The 18146-nt window shown below is 67.1% G+C and carries 18 protein-coding genes; 12 read left to right on the plus strand and 6 right to left on the minus strand.

Going from position 1 to position 18146, the window contains the following annotated elements:
* Positions 1-31 precede the first annotated feature (31 nt).
* The 7 genes from L5G33_RS08465 to L5G33_RS08495 all read left to right on the plus strand — a co-directional run bounded on the left by L5G33_RS08465 (position 32) and on the right by L5G33_RS08495 (position 6372).
* Positions 32-1096: an ABC transporter ATP-binding protein gene (locus L5G33_RS08465; protein ID WP_236997808.1), complete on the plus strand. Its 1065-nt coding sequence runs from the start codon at positions 32-34 to the stop codon at positions 1094-1096.
* A complete protein-coding gene (locus L5G33_RS08470) occupies positions 1086-1868 on the plus strand; it encodes an ABC transporter permease (RefSeq protein WP_236997809.1) in 783 nt (260 codons plus the stop codon). The genes L5G33_RS08465 and L5G33_RS08470 overlap by 11 nt, the downstream gene beginning before the upstream one ends.
* Before the next feature lie 13 nt (positions 1869-1881).
* Positions 1882-2451 (plus strand): sigma-70 family RNA polymerase sigma factor, encoded by a 570-nt coding sequence (locus tag L5G33_RS08475; protein WP_236997736.1) that lies wholly within the window; start codon positions 1882-1884, stop codon positions 2449-2451.
* 12 nt (positions 2452-2463) lie between these two features.
* A complete protein-coding gene (locus L5G33_RS08480) occupies positions 2464-3222 on the plus strand; it encodes an anti-sigma factor (protein ID WP_236997737.1) in 759 nt (252 codons plus the stop codon).
* 144 nt (positions 3223-3366) lie between these two features.
* The gene (gene kstD, locus L5G33_RS08485; RefSeq protein ID WP_236997810.1) at positions 3367-5064 is read left to right on the plus strand and encodes a 3-oxosteroid 1-dehydrogenase; all 1698 of its coding nucleotides are present in this window, start codon (positions 3367-3369) and stop codon (positions 5062-5064) included.
* 1 nt (position 5065) lies between these two features.
* Positions 5066-5926 carry an enoyl-CoA hydratase ChsH3 gene (chsH3, locus tag L5G33_RS08490; RefSeq protein WP_236997738.1) on the plus strand — a complete coding sequence of 287 codons (861 nt, stop codon included), beginning with the start codon at positions 5066-5068 and terminating at the stop codon, positions 5924-5926.
* A 14-nt stretch (positions 5927-5940) separates the two neighbouring features.
* Positions 5941-6372 carry a DUF6918 family protein gene (locus L5G33_RS08495; RefSeq protein ID WP_236997739.1) on the plus strand — a complete coding sequence of 144 codons (432 nt, stop codon included), beginning with the start codon at positions 5941-5943 and terminating at the stop codon, positions 6370-6372.
* A gap of 99 nt (positions 6373-6471) precedes the next feature.
* Here the strand turns inward: L5G33_RS08495 and L5G33_RS19270 are convergent, their stop codons facing one another.
* Positions 6472-6606 (minus strand): hypothetical protein, encoded by a 135-nt coding sequence (locus tag L5G33_RS19270; RefSeq protein WP_265742708.1) that lies wholly within the window; start codon positions 6604-6606, stop codon positions 6472-6474.
* A gap of 86 nt (positions 6607-6692) precedes the next feature.
* Here L5G33_RS19270 and L5G33_RS08500 point away from each other — a divergent pair, with 86 nt between their 5' ends.
* From L5G33_RS08500 to L5G33_RS08515, 4 genes are all read left to right on the plus strand, one after another.
* Positions 6693-8282, plus strand: a complete 1590-nt coding sequence (locus tag L5G33_RS08500) for an MFS transporter (protein WP_236997740.1) — start codon at positions 6693-6695, stop codon at positions 8280-8282.
* Between the two features lie 83 nt (positions 8283-8365).
* Positions 8366-9226 carry an SDR family oxidoreductase gene (locus tag L5G33_RS08505; protein WP_236997741.1) on the plus strand — a complete coding sequence of 287 codons (861 nt, stop codon included), beginning with the start codon at positions 8366-8368 and terminating at the stop codon, positions 9224-9226.
* A gap of 152 nt (positions 9227-9378) precedes the next feature.
* Complete coding sequence (locus L5G33_RS08510) at positions 9379-10296, plus strand: substrate-binding domain-containing protein (RefSeq protein WP_236997742.1); 918 nt, start codon at positions 9379-9381, stop codon at positions 10294-10296.
* Positions 10297-10349: 53 nt separating this feature from the next.
* On the plus strand, positions 10350-10979 hold the full coding sequence (locus L5G33_RS08515; RefSeq protein WP_236997743.1) for a VWA domain-containing protein: 630 nt from the start codon (positions 10350-10352) through the stop codon (positions 10977-10979).
* Between the two features lie 87 nt (positions 10980-11066).
* Here L5G33_RS08515 and L5G33_RS08520 read toward each other — a convergent pair whose 3' ends face one another.
* Positions 11067-12194: a serine hydrolase domain-containing protein gene (locus L5G33_RS08520; protein WP_236997744.1), complete on the minus strand. Its 1128-nt coding sequence runs from the start codon at positions 12192-12194 to the stop codon at positions 11067-11069.
* On the minus strand, positions 12191-13519 hold the full coding sequence (locus L5G33_RS08525; protein WP_236997745.1) for a flavin-containing monooxygenase: 1329 nt from the start codon (positions 13517-13519) through the stop codon (positions 12191-12193). The genes L5G33_RS08520 and L5G33_RS08525 overlap by 4 nt, the downstream gene beginning before the upstream one ends.
* A 183-nt stretch (positions 13520-13702) precedes the next feature.
* Here L5G33_RS08525 and L5G33_RS08530 point away from each other — a divergent pair, with 183 nt between their 5' ends.
* Positions 13703-15310 (plus strand): ABC-F family ATP-binding cassette domain-containing protein, encoded by a 1608-nt coding sequence (locus L5G33_RS08530; protein ID WP_236997746.1) that lies wholly within the window; start codon positions 13703-13705, stop codon positions 15308-15310.
* A gap of 107 nt (positions 15311-15417) precedes the next feature.
* Here the strand turns inward: L5G33_RS08530 and L5G33_RS08535 are convergent, their stop codons facing one another.
* The 3 genes from L5G33_RS08535 to L5G33_RS08545 form a co-directional block, all read right to left on the minus strand.
* Positions 15418-15798 (minus strand): DUF732 domain-containing protein, encoded by a 381-nt coding sequence (locus tag L5G33_RS08535; protein ID WP_236997747.1) that lies wholly within the window; start codon positions 15796-15798, stop codon positions 15418-15420.
* Between the two features lie 95 nt (positions 15799-15893).
* Positions 15894-16382 carry a DUF732 domain-containing protein gene (locus L5G33_RS08540; protein ID WP_236997748.1) on the minus strand — a complete coding sequence of 163 codons (489 nt, stop codon included), beginning with the start codon at positions 16380-16382 and terminating at the stop codon, positions 15894-15896.
* A 93-nt stretch (positions 16383-16475) separates the two neighbouring features.
* Entirely contained in the window at positions 16476-18104 is a 1629-nt protein-coding gene (locus L5G33_RS08545; RefSeq protein ID WP_236997749.1) for an AMP-binding protein, read from the minus strand.
* Between the last annotated feature and the right edge of the window lie 42 nt (positions 18105-18146).

Consider the following 18146-nt stretch of genomic DNA (forward strand, 5'->3'; position numbering starts at 1 on the left):
GACGGCCACCACATCGGTCACCCCAGCACCGATCACCCCCACTTCGATCACCCCCACTTCGATCAGCCCCACTTCGATCAGCCACGCCCTCGTCCTGCGAGGCGTCACCAAGACCTTCGCGAGCGGACCGTTCGGGCGGGGCACGAGGCACACCGCGGTCGATCACCTCGACCTCACCGTGCCCGCCGGGTCGATTCACGCGATCCTCGGACCGAACGGCGCGGGCAAGACGACCACCGTCTCGATGGTGGCGACCCTCCTTCGCGCCGATTCGGGCGAGATTCTGATCGACGGCGTCGACGCGGTCGCCGACCCGTCCGCCGTCCGCGGGCTCATCGGAGTGTCCGGCCAGTACGCTGCGGTCGACGGCAACCTCAGCGGGTTCGAGAACCTCCGCATGGTGGCCCAGCTGTACGGGATGTCGCGTCGTGAGGCGTCGGCCAGGGCGCGCGAGATGATCGACGAGCTCGATCTCACGGCGGCTGCCGACCGACCGATGCGGACGTACTCGGGCGGGATGCGGCGACGTCTCGACCTCGCGGGCGCCATCATCAACCGACCGAGCCTGGTGATCCTCGACGAGCCGACGACCGGTCTGGACCCGCGCGGTCGCCGACAGATCTGGCGTGCGATCGACGAGTTGACCCGGACGGGTGCCACGATCCTGCTCACCACGCAATATCTCGAGGAGGCCGACGAGCTGGCCGACGACATCACCGTCGTCCACGGCGGCGCCGTGCATGCCCGCGGCACACCAGAATCACTCAAACGCGAGTTCGGGGACGCCTGCCTCACCGTGGAACTCACGCGGACCGGCGCACTCCGACACGCGGTCGACGTGATGACGACGCTCGCCCACGTCGGCTCGGGAAACCCCGAACAACTCGACGAGGTGCGCTTCCGAGTCCAGGTCGACGGGGGCACCCGCAGCGCGGTGGCCGCGGTGCGGGCGCTGGACGAGATAGACGCCGACGTCGTCGACGCCTCCGTGACCGCTCCGACACTCGAGAACGTCTTCCTCGCTCTCACCGAGCCGAACGAGCGAGCGGCAGGCGAACCCGGCGACGAAACAGAAAGAGTCGATGATGTTCGCTGACACCGCGGTACTGGTCGAACGCAACCTGATCACTGTTCGACGCATCCCGACGCTACTGCTGAGCGCGACCGTGCAGCCGTTGATGTTCGTGTTCCTGTTCGCATATGTCTTCGGGGCAACGCTCGGCGGCGGCGAGTACCGGGAGTTCCTGATGGCGGGTATCTTCGCCCAAACCGTCCTGTTCAACTCGGCGTTCACCACCGTCGGGCTCGCCAACGACCTGTCGGCGGGGATCGTCGACCGGTTGCGGTCGCTGCCCATGTCCAGACTCGCGGTGATCGCGGGCCGCGTCACGTCCGACATGGTGCTGGGCGCTGTCGGGCTCGTGGTGATGGTGGCGTGCGGCTTCGCCATCGGGTGGCGCATCCGTGGCAGCGCAGCCGACGCGGTGATCGCGTTCGTGCTGCTGTTGTTCTTCGCGCTCGCGATGGCGTGGGTCGGTGCGGTCACCGGCCTCGTCGCCCGGAACGTGGAGGTCGCACAGAGTGTCGGCTTCCTCTGGATGTTCCCGGTGACGTTCCTGTCGAGCGCGTTCATCTCGGCGGCCAGCTTGCCCGGACCACTCCGCACGATCGCCGAATGGAATCCGGTGACGGCGGTCGCCACCGCATGCCGAGACCTGTTCGGAAACGCCTCCCCGCCCGACTTCCCGGAGCCGACGGGCTGGCCCGCCGACCACGCACTGGTTTACGCATTGGCGTGGAGCGGAACCCTGTTGGTCATTTGCATTCCGCTCTCGCTCTGGCTGTATCGACGGTCCGCGAGCAGATGACGAAGAGGTGACCATGCACGGAAGTCCGACTGACGGCACGGAACTGTCGCGACTGCTGGCCGCGTCGGCTGCCGGCGACCACGCGGCGTTCGCGCGGCTCTACGATCTCACCAATGCACGCGTGTACGGTCTCGCCCTGCGCGTGCTCAACGATCGAAGCCACGCCGAGGAGGTCGTGCAGGAGTCATACCTGCACTTCTGGCAGCAGGCGCATCGCTACGATTCCGGACGCGGCAGCGTCGTGAACTGGATGTTGACGATCGCTCACCGCCGGTCGGTGGATCGGATCCGATCCGAGGAGTTGTATCGACGGCGTGGTTCGGAGTACACCAGCGCGAACGCGGCCGTCCCGTCGACGCCGCTCGTCGAGGTGGTCGAACAGCACGAGGAGACGCTCACGCTGCGTCGCTGCCTCGGCAGGCTCACGAACCTTCAACGCGACAGCATCGAACTCTCGTACTTCGACGGGATGACGTACCCCGAGGTCGCCGCATACACGGCGACCCCGCTGCCGACCATCAAGTCTCGTATCCGTGACGGACTGCGTAGTCTGCGCCACTGTGTGAAGACCGAAGAAGTGTAGACCGGAGAACCTATGACGAACGACGAGACGAGACACGAGTCGAATCACGAGTGGCTCGCCGACCACATCGACCTCTACGCCATCGACGCGCTTCCCGTCGACGAGAGCGACGAGGTCGAAGCACAGCTGGACATGCTCGCCCCGACAGCGCGAGCCGAGTACGAGACACAGGTCGCCGACCTCCGGAACCTCATGCACGACTATGGCCGGCGCTACACGCACGAGGCCCCCGACGCGCTGCGCGCGCGGGTGCTCGCCGACTTCGATGCGAATATCGGTCGCACCGGCCCCACCCCCTTGCACACGCGTCGCCGACGCCGCATCGCCGTCGCGGTGGGTGCCGCAGCCGCCTCGATCGCTGTCCTGTTCGGAGCCGGTGTGCTCGTCGGCCGGACCACCGTTCCCGAGTCGTCGACGAACGTCCAGGCTGAGGCGGCGGCGGCCGTGTTCGGCGCGCAGGACGCGACGATCTCGGTCGGCGATCTGGACGGTGCGCGCGGCGTGTTGACGGTGGTGAGCTCCAAGTCCCGCAATCAGGCGGTGGCGACCCTGCGCGACGTGCGGAACCCGGTGCCCGACGACCGCGCGCTGCAGTTGTGGATGGTCGGCAAACAGGAGCAGCCCGTCTCCGCCGGTCTGTTCGCGGGCGAGGACAGCACGCCGATCCTCGTCGATGCGCTCGACTCCACCAGCGCGTTCGCGATCACCGTCGAACCGCGCGGCGGTTCCACCGGTCCCACCACTCCGCTGCTGACCCAAGTGAAGGTGTGACAGTGAAGGTGTGATCACCGACACTCAATCACCGGACCGTGTTCTTCCGCCGTCCCCGCGACTGGTCTAACCTGTCCAGTAGCGAAATCTATAACTTGTTCTAGTTTTGTGGATCCGTCCACGCTGGAGGACGAAGGGAAGTACATGGCCAACGAAGAGTTCGACGTCATCGTCGTGGGTGCAGGCGGAGCGGGGCTGTCCGCAGCGCTGACCGCGAAGACCAAGGGCCTGAACACCGTCCTGATCGAGAAGTCACCGTACTGGGGCGGCTCGACGTCCCGGTCCGGCGGCGGCGTCTGGATCCCGAACAACAGCGTGCTGCGCCGTGACGGCGTCGACGACACCGTCGACGAAGCCCGCAAGTATGTCCACGCGATCATCGGCGAGCACGCGCCCGCCGAACGGATCGACACCTACATCGATCGCGGCCCCGAAGCGCTCGACTATCTGATGGCGCACGCCCCGCTGGACCTCGAATGGGTCAACGGCTACTCCGACTACTACCCCGAGGCCCCCGGCGGCCGTGCGGGCGGGCGCTCGGTGGAACCGAAGCCGTTCGACGCCGCCCGCCTCGGCGACGATCTGAAGACACTGCACCCGCAGTACACGAAGGCTCCACTGAACATGGTGGTGCTGCAGTCCGACTACCGCTGGCTCAACATCGGCATGCGGCACTGGCGCGGAATCCAGCGGATGATGAAGGTCGGTCTTCGCTTCTTCTGGGCCCGTACCCGCGGCAAGAAGCTGATCGCTATGGGCGCGGCACTGGCAGCCGAACTGCTGCTCGGCTGCCGTGAGGCAGGCGTCGACATCCGGTTCGACACGCCGCTCGTCGATCTCCTCACCGAAGACGGCAAGGTCGTCGGCGTGGTCGCCGAGGTTGACGGCGTCCGGACTGAACTGCGTGCGCGGCGCGGCGTGATCCTCGCGTCCGGCGGCTTCGAGCACAACGAGAAGATGCGTGCGGAGCACCAGCGGGCGCCGATCGGCACCGAGTGGACGACCGGCGCGTCGTCGAACACCGGTGACGGCATCACCGCAGCACTCAAGACCGGCGCGGGCGTCTCGATCATGGACGATGCATGGTGGGGTCCGACGATCCCGCTCCCCAAGGGTCCGTGGTTCGCACTGTCCGAGCGGTCGGTGCCTGGCACGTTCATCGTCAATCTCCGCGGGGAACGCTTCATGAACGAGTCGCTTCCGTACGTCGAAGCCGTCCACCGGATGTACGGCGGCGAGTTCGGCCAGGGCGAGGGCCCCGGCGACAACGTGCCGTCGTGGCTGATCTTCGACCAGCGTTGCCGCAACCGCTACATGTTCGCCGGTGTCACCGCACGCCAGCCGCTACCCAAGAGCTGGCTCAAGTCGGGCGTCGTGGTGAAGGCGAACACCCTCGCCGAGCTCGCCGAGAAGACCGGCCTGCCCGCCGATGAGCTGGCCGCCACCACGGCGCGTTTCAACGAGTTCGCTCGCGTGGGCAAGGACGACGACTTCCATCGCGGGGACAGCTCGTACGACCACTACTACGGCGACATCACGAACAAGCCGAACCCGAGCCTCGGCCCGGTCGACAAGGGTCCGTTCTATGCGGCCAAGATGGTGCCGGGCGACCTCGGCACTAAGGGCGGCATCGACACCGACGTCCACGGACGCGCCCTACGCGAGGACGGTTCGGTGATCGAGGGGCTGTACGCGGCGGGCAACACCAGCGCCCCCGTCATGGGGCACACTTATGCGGGCCCCGGCGCCACCATCGGTCCGGCTCTCGTGTTCGGCTACCTGGCTGCGCTCGACGCCGCCGCCAAGTCGCAGACGCAGGCCACTACCGCTGCGGAGGCCTGACATGCCCATCGATCCCGCCATCGCCGTCGGCGCCGACCTGGGCGAACAGACCTTCTCGTGGACGCCGCGCGAGATCGCGCTCTACAACCTCGCCGTCGGCGGCGCGGCCGACCCGATGGACGTCGTCGGCCTCCAGTACGTCGACGACGTCGAACCGAAGACGTTGCCGTCGTTCGCGACGGTCGCCGCGAACTTCCTTGCGACGCAGGCCCCCAAGGTCGAGTTCCCCGGCGTCGACATCGACCTCGCGAAGGTCGTCCACGGCAGCCAGCAGGTCCGCGTGCATCGACCGCTTCCCGCGACCGGCGCCGCGACCATGCGTACCCGGATCGCCGAGGTCCAGGACAAGGGTTCGGCCGCCGTCATCATCCAGGAGTCGGAGACCGTCGACGAGGCAGGCGCCCCGCTGTGGACGGCCCGGTCGTCGATCTTCGCGAAGGGCGAAGGCGGGTTCGGCGGCGACCGCGGCGCATCGACACGCGTCGACCTCCCCGACCGCGCGCCCGACCACTCCATCGCGGTTCCGACGCTGCCGCAACAGGCGCTGCTGTACCGATTGTGCGGCGACCGCAACCCCCTCCACAGCGATCCGGCGTTCGCCGAGCGCGCCGGATTCCCTCGACCCATCCTGCACGGGCTGTGCACCTACGGCTCGGTCTGCCGGGCCGTCGTCGACCAGATCTACGGCGGTGACGCGTCGAAGATCGTCGACTACTCCGTGAGTTTCGCCGGAATCGTGTTCCCCGGCGAGACGTTGCAGATCGAGGCCTGGGAAGATGGCGAGCGACTGCTCGCGGCGGTGAGCGTCGTCGAACGAGACGGCGCCGCGGCCCTGGGCAATGTCGTATTCAGCACTTCCTAGCCGAAAGGACCTGCATGTCCACGTCCCTGCTTCCCGTTCTCGACGCCAACCGAGAGGCGATGACGTCCGACTTCACCGACGTCATCGACGCGGAGGTGAAGAAGCAGTCGGGCCTGTCCGGCACCGCGGTCAAGGCCGCCTACTCGGCTGCCCAGAAGGTGAAGCCCGGCGTCGTCGCGAGCGCGACGAACAAGATGCTGCCGGACTTCCTGACCGCCCTGTCTCCGTTCTGGGACTCCAAGCCCGCGGGCACACCGTTCGGCAATCACCTGGCCGCGAACGGCGACGCCGCGGCCGAGGCACTGCTCGCCGTGACCGACGGCCGGGCGCAGTCTGCGCCGTCGGGTCTCACGAAGGCCTACAAGAGCCTGCGTGGCAAGGCGAAGGGTTACGTCATCGACGCGCTCGTCCCGGTGGGCGGCGTCATTGAGAAGTACGCTGCCTGACGATGCCCGGTTCTGACGCCGCTCGACGCGCTTCGCGTCGGGCGGCGTCTTGCCGTCAATCATGTACCCGGTCAGGTGATACCGGGTACGCAATATCAGTCAGGCGGCGGTGGTGACGATGAGGACGAGAAGGGCGATGATCCCGACCACCCCCGCCACCAACACCAGCAGTCGTCCGATGTGGAGTCGGACCTCGCTCAGTTCGGAAGACCGCGCGACTCGATCTGCAGCCATGATCATCCACTTTCGCTCGTTCGGGGTGGTTATCTTCCCGTGTGACTACAGTTACACAAGTTGCTAGAGAAACAGGTGAACTGACGATGCGTGTCGGGTATCGAACCGATGACAAAACGACGACCGTCCGCGCCGCGTGGCTCGTCCTCATAGCGTGCGCCGCGGTCAGCCTCGTCGTCGCCGCCATGGCCGCTCTCAATACTGCACTGCCCGATATCGCAGCCGACACCGGCGCCACCAACGCGCAGATGACGTGGATCCTCGACAGCTACACCCTCGCCCTCGCCGCGCTCCTACTCCCGGCCGGTGCGATCGGCGACCGCGTGGGCAGACGTGGCGTCCTCCTGGTGGGACTCGTCGTGTTCGGTGCCGGATCAGTCGCCGCGATCTGGGTCGACGGACCGACCGAGCTGATCATCACGCGCGTCGTCGCGGGTGCGGGCGCCGCGCTGATCATGCCGACCACGCTGTCGCTGATCACCGCGGGCGTCCCGACGGACAAGCGCGCCGTGGCGATCAGTGTGTGGGCGGCCGTCGCAGGTGCGGGCGCGATCGCCGGGTTCTTCATCACCGGAGTCCTCCTCAGCTACTTCCACTGGCATTCGGTCTTCATCACCTTCGCCGCGTCCACAGCCGTCGTGTTCGTGCTCGTGCTGACCGTCGGCTCGTCGAAGGACGAGAATCCGGGCAAGTTCGACGTCGGCGGGTCGCTCACGTCGATGACCGCCATCGCGGGCGTCGTCTTCGGTCTCCTGGAGGCGCCGCACCGCGGCTGGTCGGATCCGTTGATCCTGGTCTGCCTGATCGGCGGCATCGCGTTGATCGCGGCGTTCATCGTCATCGAGCGCAGGCGCGCCGATCCGCTGCTCGATGTCGACTTGTTCAGGAACCGCGCGTTCGCATCCGGGTCGCTCGCGGTGGCGTTGCAGTTCCTCGCCTCGTTCGGCGCGTTCTTCTTGATCCTCCAGCAGTTGCAGCTCGTGTTCGGCTACTCCCCGCTCAAGTCGGCGGTCGCCCTGTTTCCGATGGTTGTCGGCGTCGGCGCCTTCGCCATGATCGGCAACTGGGTGGCCGTGCGGTTCGACTCCTTGCGGTTCGTGCTGGCGATCGGCATCGGCATAGCCGCCGTCGGCGTGATCGCGTTGGGCGTCTTCGAGATCGACGTGTACTGGAAGGTCGGCGTGCTGCTCGGTGTCTGCGCCGTCGGTATCGGCCTGTCGACGGCGCCGTCGACCACGGCCATCATGTCGAACACGCCTCTGGACAACCAGGGTGTCGGGTCGGCAGTGAACGACACAGCTCGCGAACTTGGTGCCGCGATCGGCATCGCCCTCGCCGGCAGCATCATGGCCGCAGGCTACGAGGACCGGATCGGCCCCACCGCCGACGAGGCGAGAGCTCGACTGGAGAAGATCGACCCCGATGCGGCCGCCATCGCCGACGACGCGATCCGCGGCTCGATGGCCGGTGCGGTGAAGGTCAGCGACGAACTGCCTCCAATGGCCTCACCGATCGCCGACCACATCACCGCCGGGGCGCGGTCCGCGTTCGAGGAACCTTTACAGACCGCGTTCGTGGTGCTCGGGGGCGTGCTGGCCGTCGGAGCCGTGTTCCTCGGCTGGTTCACTCCGCGCAAGGTCGTCGAGGACGCGCCCGCCACCTCCGACGCAACGTAGGACCGCACGTTCATGGCCGCGCGCCGAACGACCCCGGCGAACCCCCACCGTCATGAAGGTTCCGGCCATGATTGGATGTGCGCATGGTGATCGGGCGCTCGAGGGACAAGCACAGTGGAGCCGTCGCAGGCTCGACGGTCGCAGTGACTGGTGCGGCCCGCGGCATCGGTCTCGCGATCGCCAGACGACTCGTCGACGAAGGCGCGCGCGTCGCGATCGGCGACGTGGACGCCGACGCAGCCCGCGAGGCTGCGACATCGCTGTCGGCCGACGGCGGCACGGTCCGCGGCTATGCCCTCGACGTGACCGACGACCCGTCGTTCCAGTCGTTCCTCGACGCCGTCGCGACCGACCTTGGACCGATCGACGTCCTCGTCAACAACGCGGGCGTCATGCGGGTCGGTCCGTTCGACACCGAGCCCGCCCGAGCATCCGAGGCAATGGTGTCGGTCAACCTACTCGGCGTCATCCGCGGCGTCCGACTCGCCGCACCCGCCATGCGCGAGCGCGGTGCAGGCCAGATCGTCACCGTCGCGTCGGCGGCGTCCCGCCTCGCACCGCCCGGCGAATCGACGTACGCGGCCACCAAGCACGGTGTGCTCGGCTATCTGACCGGCGTCCGCGAGGAATTGCGCGGCAGCGGCGTTACCCTCTCCGTCGTGATGCCGACCGTCGTCGACACCGAACTCGCGGCCGGCACCTCGTCAGGCTCGGTGCGGACGCTTGCGCCTGCGGAGGTCGCGGACGCCGTGGTGAGCACGGTGGGACGTCGCCGCTTCCAGACCTGGGTGCCCGCGTACGTCGGCCCCCTCGTCGCCTTCTCGGGGGTTCTGCCGCAGCCGGTGCGCGACCGCCTGATGCGCGTCATGGTCCCCGACCAGGTCTCGACTGTGAAGGGATCCACGGTCCGAGCCGACTACGAGCGTCGGGCCACCGAGAACTGAATCGGCATACATGTCGGCGCGTCTCGGCAAACACGCCGCGACACGCGGAGGATCGTCGAGTTCCACCACTCGGGCATACCGATGTGCCGCGTCTCACGTCCGTGCGCTAGCCTTCTTCGCGATCACGACATTCTCGCAAGGAGGCGCCCCCGATGGGTCGACACGACAACAACACCGACGGCGGCGCACCGCGCCGCGCCGGGCTGCGGGTCGGACTGTCCGTCGCACTCGTCGCAGTCCTCGCGGTCGGCGCCTATGTCGTCTGGGACAAGACCCGGTCAACCTGCGACGAGGTCCGACCCGTGTCGGTCATCGCCGAAGGCGACCTCGCCGCCTACGTGACGGAGCTCGCCAACCAGGCAGAGAGCACTTCCTGCTTCGACTACACCGTAGAAGCGGTGCCCGCCAGCCACGTCAGCGACCGGCTCGGAGGCGACGAGATCCCGGACATCTGGGTCGCCGAGTCACAGTCGCGCATCCGTCAGGTCGGGACGGCACTCGGCCACTCGTGGACGGGTATCGGCCCGTCGATCGGGACGTCGCCGATCGTCGTCGCGGGGCGTGACCTGCCCGGCCTCCCGTCGTGGTCGAAGGTCCTCTCGATGCCCGCGCTCCGCGTCGATCCGCCCGCCGTCAGCGATGTCAGCAACGCCGCGGTCGTCGGTGCGCTCGCTGAGATGTCGCAGGGATCGATGACGCACACCGAGCTGGTTCGGACGCTGACCGGCCGCGCGCTGCGCATGAACGACGAGGACGGCGCACCGGACCTGAAGAAGATGGCCGACGACGACGCCCCGTCGCTCGCCCTCGTCTCCGAGCGGACCTATGCCGGGTTCACCGACGGGGACTCCGACTCTCCGCTGACCGCGGCCGTCCCGCAGACCGGCACGGTCGCCCTCGACTACCGCATCGCGAACGTCGCACCCTCCGCCAGAGCGGTCATTTCCAATGGCGCGATCGGTGCGCTCGCAGAGACGGCGAAGGCGAGCGGATCCGCGCAGCGCACCACATCCGGCCGGCCGGCGGGTCGCCGCTCGCCGACGGCCAGGGCGTCGGCGACGTCACCATAATCGAGGCGCCCGAGCGGGCCTTCATCGACAACATCGAACGCAAGTGGGCGGCCTTGACCCGCCCGATCCGCGCCCTCGTCGTCCAGGACGTGTCGGGGTCGATGCGTCTCGACGCCGGCGGACGATCACGTGCGCAACTCCTGCGCGACGCCTCCATCTACGGCCTGGCCGCATTTCCCAAGAACACCGCGCTCGGCTACTGGGAGTTCAGCATCGACCGCGGCGGCCCGGGCGTCCCCTACCGCGAGGTCGCACCGATCGCACCGATCATGGACAAGACCGGCGGCGTCCTCAACCGTGACGTCCTCGGCAAGGCCATCGATTCGAGCCTGAAGAACCTGCGCGGCGGCACCGGCCTCTACGACACCGCGTTGGCCGCGTTCAAGAAGGTCTACGACACGTACGATCCCGCCTATTCGAACAGCGTGATCCTGATGACCGACGGCCGCAACGAGGTGGCGCACAGCATCACGCTCAACCAGCTCGTCTCGGAGTTGAACATCATGAAGAACCCGGCGCGACGTATCCCGATCATCACCATCGGGATCTCCGACGACGCCGATGCCGACGCCCTCAAGCGAATCTCGGAGGCCACCGGCGGCAGCTCCTTCATCGCCCACGACCCGAAAGACATCGGCGACATCCTCCTCAAGGCCGTGTCGTTCCGCGTCCAAGACGCCTGAATGCACTTCGGCACCTTCTTTCGGCGTACGGCCGAAAGAAAGTGCCGAAGTTGTTTCCGGGCACTGCGCGCCGCGACGTGCGCCCGGTCAGAGCGACTCGTACACAGCGGCCAGATACCTGTTCGGACGTTCGGCGCCGATCAGCTGAGGCGACATCGCGTTCATGACGTAGGCAACGGTGATGCCGCGGCCGGCGTCGCAGGAGACGACGGAGCCGCCGAATCCCGTCCACCAGCACACCTGTCCGTCGGGCGCGCCCGGCATCGCCGGACTCGACAGGGCCCACCCGAGACCGAAGCTGACCGGCACGCCGAGGACCCGATCGGTCCCGTCGGTTCTCGGTTCGAAGAGGCGGTCCGCTGTCTCCGAGGACAGAATCGCACGACCGCGAGCCTGGCCGCGACCTGTGACGACCGATTGGACGAGCGCGACCGACCGTGCGTTCCCTTGCCCGTTCACTGCACCGAGTTCGGCGGCGACGAACGCCGGATCCGCCGTGACTGTCGGTGAGAACACCGGATTGCCCAGGGTTCGCCGGGGTTCGACGTCCGGGGCCAGCGAACCCAGGTCGAATCCGCTGGGAGGCGGTGGCACCAGTGGGGCGATCCGGTCGAGACCGCTGCGCATGCCGATGCGGAAGTCGGCTCCGAGCGGGCCAGCGATCTCGGCTTCGAGAAACTGTCCGAGCGTCGTACCGGTGACCCGCTGCACCACCTCGCCAAGGATCGTGCCGAAGGTGAGCGCGTGGTAGCCGGAGCCGTCGCCCGGCGGCCACCACGGCGCCTGCTCGGCGAGCGCGGCGGCCGCGTCGTGTTGTCGGTAGAGATCGTCGATCGTCATCGGCTTCTCCCAGCCGGAGACACCGGACGTGTGGTCGAGGATCTGGCCGACCGTCACCTCGCTCTTGCCCGCCCGGCCGAACTCCGGCCAGTATCGGGCGACGGGCTGGTCGACGTCGAGCAGACCGCGGTCGGCCAGGGCCAGGATCACCAGGGCCGTCATCGTCTTGGTCACCGAGTAGGTGGTGGCGACGGTGTCCCGCTGCCACGGCCGGGCCGTTGCGATGTCGGCGACGCCGCCCCACAGGTCCACCGCCACGTCGTCGCCGACCATGACGCACAGCGAGGCCCCCACCTCGTGTCCGGCGTCGAACTCGGCTTCGAAAGCCGCACGCACCCCGGCGAACTCGGCGGCACAGGCACCGTCGACCGTCACCGCGTGCCTACCGGTTCGCGCACCCGCTGCGCACCGGCCTCGATCTCGGCGAGGAGATCCCTGGTGTACCGGGCGAAGTCGATCTGGATGGTGTGACGCGGTGCGTTGTAGTACTGCCCGAGGTGTCGTCGTTCGTCCTGCGCGACGGCGGTCCGCATCTCGTCTTCCGTCGGCAGTCGGTAGCGCCCTGCGAGATGAGCGGCGATAAGCTTGCTCTGCTGTTCGGCGAGGTTGACGATGGTCGGCGACGACTGCGCGAGACCCGCGAAGTACAGGTCGTCAACACCGGGGCGCACGATCCGTTTGAACAGCGGGTACCGGTGGTCATCGCCGGGGAGCAGGGCCGGGTCGTCGAAGAACGGGAACGACATCCGGTAGCCGGTCGCCATCACGATCACGTCCACGTCGATCCTGCGTCCGTCGGTGAGGACGACGGCGTCGCCGTCGAACCGTTCGATCGCCGGCACGCACGTCAGGTCGCCGGAGCCGGCTTTGGCGAGGAAGTCGATGCTGACCGACGGGTGCGCGGACAGGGGCTCGTGGTCGGGCTTGGGCAGTCCGTAATCCTCCATGCTGCCCAGCGACTTCTTGATCGCGCGCCGCGAGATCGCGAGACCGAGCTTCTTGGGCATCCACGGCGGCATCATCATCTTGTCGGCTGGCTTTCCGCCGCGGTACTTCGAGAGCACCCAGACTCCGCGCCGCGCCGACACCCAGACGTGCTCGGCGACGGTCCGATTGGACACCTCGGACGCGACGTCGAGTCCGGAATTGCCCATACCGACCACCATCACGCGCTTGCCGTGCATGTCGACGGGGTCTACGGGTGTTCGATAGTCGTGGCTGTGGACGATCACGCCGTCGAAATGCCCGGGGTAGTCGGGGACGAACGGATTCCAATGATGCCCGTTGGCCACGACCAATGCGTCGTAGAACTGTTCGTCACCGGAGTTGAGGGTCAGATTCCACCCGCCTCCGGCGCGGCGCGCTGCCCGTTCGACGGCGGTACCGAAGTGGATCGAGTCGCGGAGGCCGAAGTGGTCGACGTAGTCGCGGAAGTATTGGTGGATGAGCGTGTGGTGCGGGAAATGCGGCCAGTCCGACGGCGCCGGAAAGTCTTCGAACTCCAGCCTGGTTGTTGAGGTGTCGATGTGCAGCGACTGGTAGCAGGCCGACCGGCCGTTCGGGTTTCCGTAGTACCAGTTGCCGCCGACGTCGTCGGACATCTCGAAACAGTCGAAGTCGATACCGTGGTCTTTCAGCCGTTTCGCGGTCGTGAAGCCGGAGCACCCAGCTCCGATGATCGCAACCCTCTTGTCTGTCATGAGTCCGCTCCTGTCCGAATCGTGCTGTCCCCCGTCACGCGGTGGTCCGAGTCACACTCATCCACCGTATGAGTTTCACTGACGCTATGTCTAGTGAGTCCCTCATCCGTCTCACAACCGGGCATATGTCGCAGGCGAAAATCAGGTGCACGCTGCCGGGCGCCTCGGTAAGGTCGCCGCCACATGCTTACTTCCACGCACTCCTCCGTCGCATTGCGCGACGTCTCCTTCACCTGGCCGGACGGGTCAGTCGCTCTCGCGCACGTCGACGGCGCGTTCACCGAGGGGCGCACCGGTCTCGTCGGCCGCAACGGCTCGGGCAAGTCGACGCTCCTGCGTTTGATCGCCGGTGACCTCACCCCGACGAGTGGACACATCGACACCGCGGGCGAGGTCGGCTACCTGCCCCAGACTCTCACGCTGGACGCCGCCACCGACGTCGCTCGACTCCTCGGTGTCGATCATGTGCTCGCCGCCCTGCGCGCGATCGAGTCCGGCGACGTCGACGAAGCCCACTTCGAAACGGTCGGCGACGATTGGGACATCGAGTCCCGCGTCGAAGCGGCCCTCGACCGGATCGGCTTCTCCGCCGAACACCTCGATCGGAGCGTCGCCGACGTGTCCGGCGGGGAAGCCATGCTCCTCGCCGTCACCGGCCTGTCCCTGCGCCGCACCCCGATCACCCTGCTGGACGAGCCGACCAACAACCTCGATCGAGCCACCCGGGCCAGGCTCGCGGGCCTCGTCGACGACTGGCCCGGTACCCTGATCGTCGTCAGCCACGACCTCGAACTCCTCGAACGCATGGACGTGACGGCCGAACTGTATGGCGGTTCGATCACGACGTTCGGCGGACCCTACAGCGCGTGGCGCGAGTCCGTCGAAGCCGAGCAGTCGGCGGCGGTCCAAGCCGCGCGCACCGCCCAGCAGACGTTGAAGGCCGAGAAGCGCCAACGCGTCGACGCCGAAACCCGGCTCGCGCACCGCGCCCGCGCGGGCAAGAAGGCGCAAGCCGACGGCGGGCTGCCCAAGATCCTCGCCGGGGCGCGCAAGCGTCGGGCACAGGAGTCGGCGGGGTCTCTGCGCGGCACCCTCGACAGCAAGGTCGATGCGGCGCAGGCGGCAGTCGACGCCGCAGACGCCCGTATCCGCGACGACGACCACATCAGCCTCGACCTGCCTGCACCCGACCTGCCGCGCAGCCGACGTCTGATTGAGTTCACCACCGCGCACGGCGTCGTCGTCGTTCAAGGTCCGGAACGAGTCGCGGTCGTCGGGCCGAACGGATCGGGCAAGTCGACGCTGCTGACTCATCTCGTGACGGGCGCCGATCCAGTCACCGGGCGGGTGGCGGGGCGACTGCTCACCGACTCCTACGGCTATCTCCCCCAGCGACTCGACGGGCTCGACGACGCGGCGAGTGCTCTCGCCAACGTGCAGGCAGCCGCCCCCGGCGCCGAACCCGGCGACATCCGGAACCGCCTCGCGCGGTTACTGATTCGCGGAGCGGCCGTCGACCGTCCAGTGTCCACACTGTCCGGCGGCGAACGTTTTCGCGTCGTCCTCGCCAAGCTGTTGTTCGCGGAACCGCCGCCCCAGCTGCTCATCCTGGACGAGCCGACCAACAACCTGGACGTCACCAGCGTGCAGCAACTCGCCGAGGCGCTCGACGCCTATCGCGGCGCACTCGTCGTCGTCAGCCACGACTACCCGTTCCTGCAGCGGATCGGCATCGACACCGTGCTCGAACTCGACGCGAGCGGATCGATGCGGCAGCGTCCGGAACTGTAGCGCCCCGAACTCTAGCCCGGCAGATCGATGCTCGGCATGGTCGGCAGGTCACCCGAACTCTAGCCCGGCAGATCGATGCTCGGCATGGTCGGCAGGTCACCCGAACTCTAGCCCGGCAGATCGATGCTCGGCATGGTCGGCAGGTCGGACGAGTCCGGCAGCATCTCGCTCGCCGCGCCCGGACACAACGACCCGATCGCGGCGCCGACGACCGCGGCGCCCTGCGCGGTGTTGGACGCCTGACTCACGCTCTTCGCGGCGTCAGACATGCTCGTGCCGCTCTTGACGTCTTCGCAGATCTTGCGGCCCACCGAGATCGCTTCGTCGTCGTCGGCGAATGTGACGCCGCTCAATTTCACGGCGGACAAGTAGGCCTGTCGTTGCGTCGAGTTCGTGTCCGAGTCGGAGTCGGAGTCGGACCCGCAGGCAACGGACAGCAGCGCGACACTCGCGATGAGCGGGGTGATGAGCAGGGTACGCACACGCATGGATGGACTCCGATCTGGAAGGGTCATCTCACTCTAACCGCGCTACCGTCCGCCCCGAGCCCTACCTGCTGATCGTGCCCACCTGCCGACCGCGACTAGCTGCTGATCTTGTCTGTCTGATCGGGGCACATCGCACCGACCGCCACGCCGACGAGACGTGCGCCGTTGCTGATGTCGCCCTTGGCGACTTCGACATCGTCCACGACATCGAGGAACTTCTTGCCCGAACGCAGATCCGCGCAGGCCTTCTCGCCCTGCTCGATCAGGTCGCTGTCGCTCACATCCGAGAAGGCGCCACCCTGTCGGACGACTTTCAGATAGATTCCCTCACCCGACGTACTACCCGTTGAGGACGGTTCGTCACTGCTGGTCGGCGAACTGCTCCCCGGGATGTCGTCCGACGGGCCGTCTTGGCCAGCCGTGGACGACGTCGACGTCGACATGCCCGCCCGCTCAGAGTCGGCGACGGTCGGCGTGCCGTCGACGGACGAGCACCCAGACAGGATCAGAGCAGATAGTGCCAGGGCGGCGGGAATGAGGGCGGCGGGGGCCAGACCGGAGCCGGTGACAGCACGGAAACGCATAATAAGGACCCCGTCCATTCAGAAGATGTACGTCGAACATCCTAGAACGGGCGGGGTCCGCTGTCGGTCGGTTGACCTGTCGGGGCCAGTCGATCAGACCGTCTCGGCGGTCGCGGCCGCCGCCGACTTCGCCCATCGGTAGTCGGCCTTGCCGGCTGGCGTGCGCTTCACCTCGTCGACGAACACGATGCTCCGCGGCACTTTGTAGCCTGCGATCGTCTCCCGACAGTGCACCTGGATCTCCTCCAACGACGGCTCGTCCGCACCCTCCTTGAGGCTGGCGACGGCGCCGACACGCTGCCCGTACCGCTCGTCGGGAACCGGCACGACGAGTGCGTCGGCGATCGCGGGATGACCGTGCAGCGCAGCCTCGACCTCCTCGGCGTACACCTTCTCGCCGCCCGAGTTGATGCACTGGCTGCCGCGGCCGAGGAACACGATGTGCTTGTCCTCGGTCACGTAGCCCATGTCACCCAGCACCGAGATCCGACGGCCGTCAGGCAGCGTCGGGAAGGTGCGCGCCGACTTCTCCGGATCCTTGTAGTAGCCGACCGGGACGTTGCCGATGCGGGCGAGCAGGCCCGGTTCGTTCGGTGTGGTGATCTCGTTGAAACGCTCGTCGACGATCATCATCTTGTCCGACGGCGGCACCGACAGGTTGCCCTTCTCGTCCATCATGATCTCGCCGTCGTTGCCCGACTCCGACGCACCGAAGTTGTCGCGCATCAGCAGTTCCGGCTTCACCGCCACCATCCGATCACGGACGCTCCTGCTCCAGATCGCGCCACCCGACGTGATCGAGAACAGCGACGACATGTCGGTGGTGTCCTTCTGCTTCTCCATCTCCTCGACCAGCGGGATGCCCATCGCGTCGCCGACGATCAGGATGATCTGTGTCTGGTCGCGGGGGATGTTCTCGATGATCTGTTTGGCGTTGAAGTCACGTTCGACGATCAGTCGGCTGCCGAGCGAGATGAATGTGAACAGCAGGTACGACGCCGCACCGTGCATGAGGGGCGCCGCGATGAGCGCCGCGATCGACGGGAAGTTCTTGACCTCCCGAGTGATCTCGGCGAGGTCCTCGCGAGGGTCGCCGTACGGGTTCCCGCCGGAGATCGGCTTACGGAAGAAGTCGTCGTGACGCCACACGACACCCTTCGGGTAGCCGGTCGTGCCGCCCGTGTAGAGCACATAGCGCTCCTCGCCGGTGCGCGGCTCGAAATCGCGTTCCGTCGAGGCGCTCGTGTGCTCGGCGAAGTCGACGATCTCGACCGTCCGCCCGTCGCCGAGGCCCGCGACCGTCGCCGACAGTTCGTCGTCGACGTCGCCGATCACGAAGACGCTCTTCACCAACGGAAGCTTCGGCAGCAGCCGGGCAACCGCCTGCTGGTGTTCGGGCAGCTCCACGATGATCGCCGACGAATCCGAGTTCTCGAAGATGTACTCGAGCTCTGCGTCGGTGTACCGGTAGTTGACGTTGATCGGGGCGGCCCGCACCTTGATCAGCCCGAGCAGACTGGTGACGTGTTCGACGCTGTTCTTGAGGAACAACGCGACATGGTCGTCGAGTCCGATCCCGTGCCCAGCGAACATGTGGCCGACCTGCGTAGTGAGGACGTCCATCTCCGCGTAGGTGTAGTTGGTTCCCTCATAGCTGAGAACGACGCGTTCGGGCACGGAGTCGGCGACGGTCTCGAACACGTCGGCGAGGTTGAACTTCATCTCGGTGTCTCCTTGATGGTGGCAGTGGAGTGGGATCAGAGG

Source organism: Gordonia liuliyuniae (assembly GCF_021738805.1).
Classification (GTDB): Bacteria; Actinomycetota; Actinomycetes; order Mycobacteriales; family Mycobacteriaceae; genus Gordonia; species Gordonia liuliyuniae.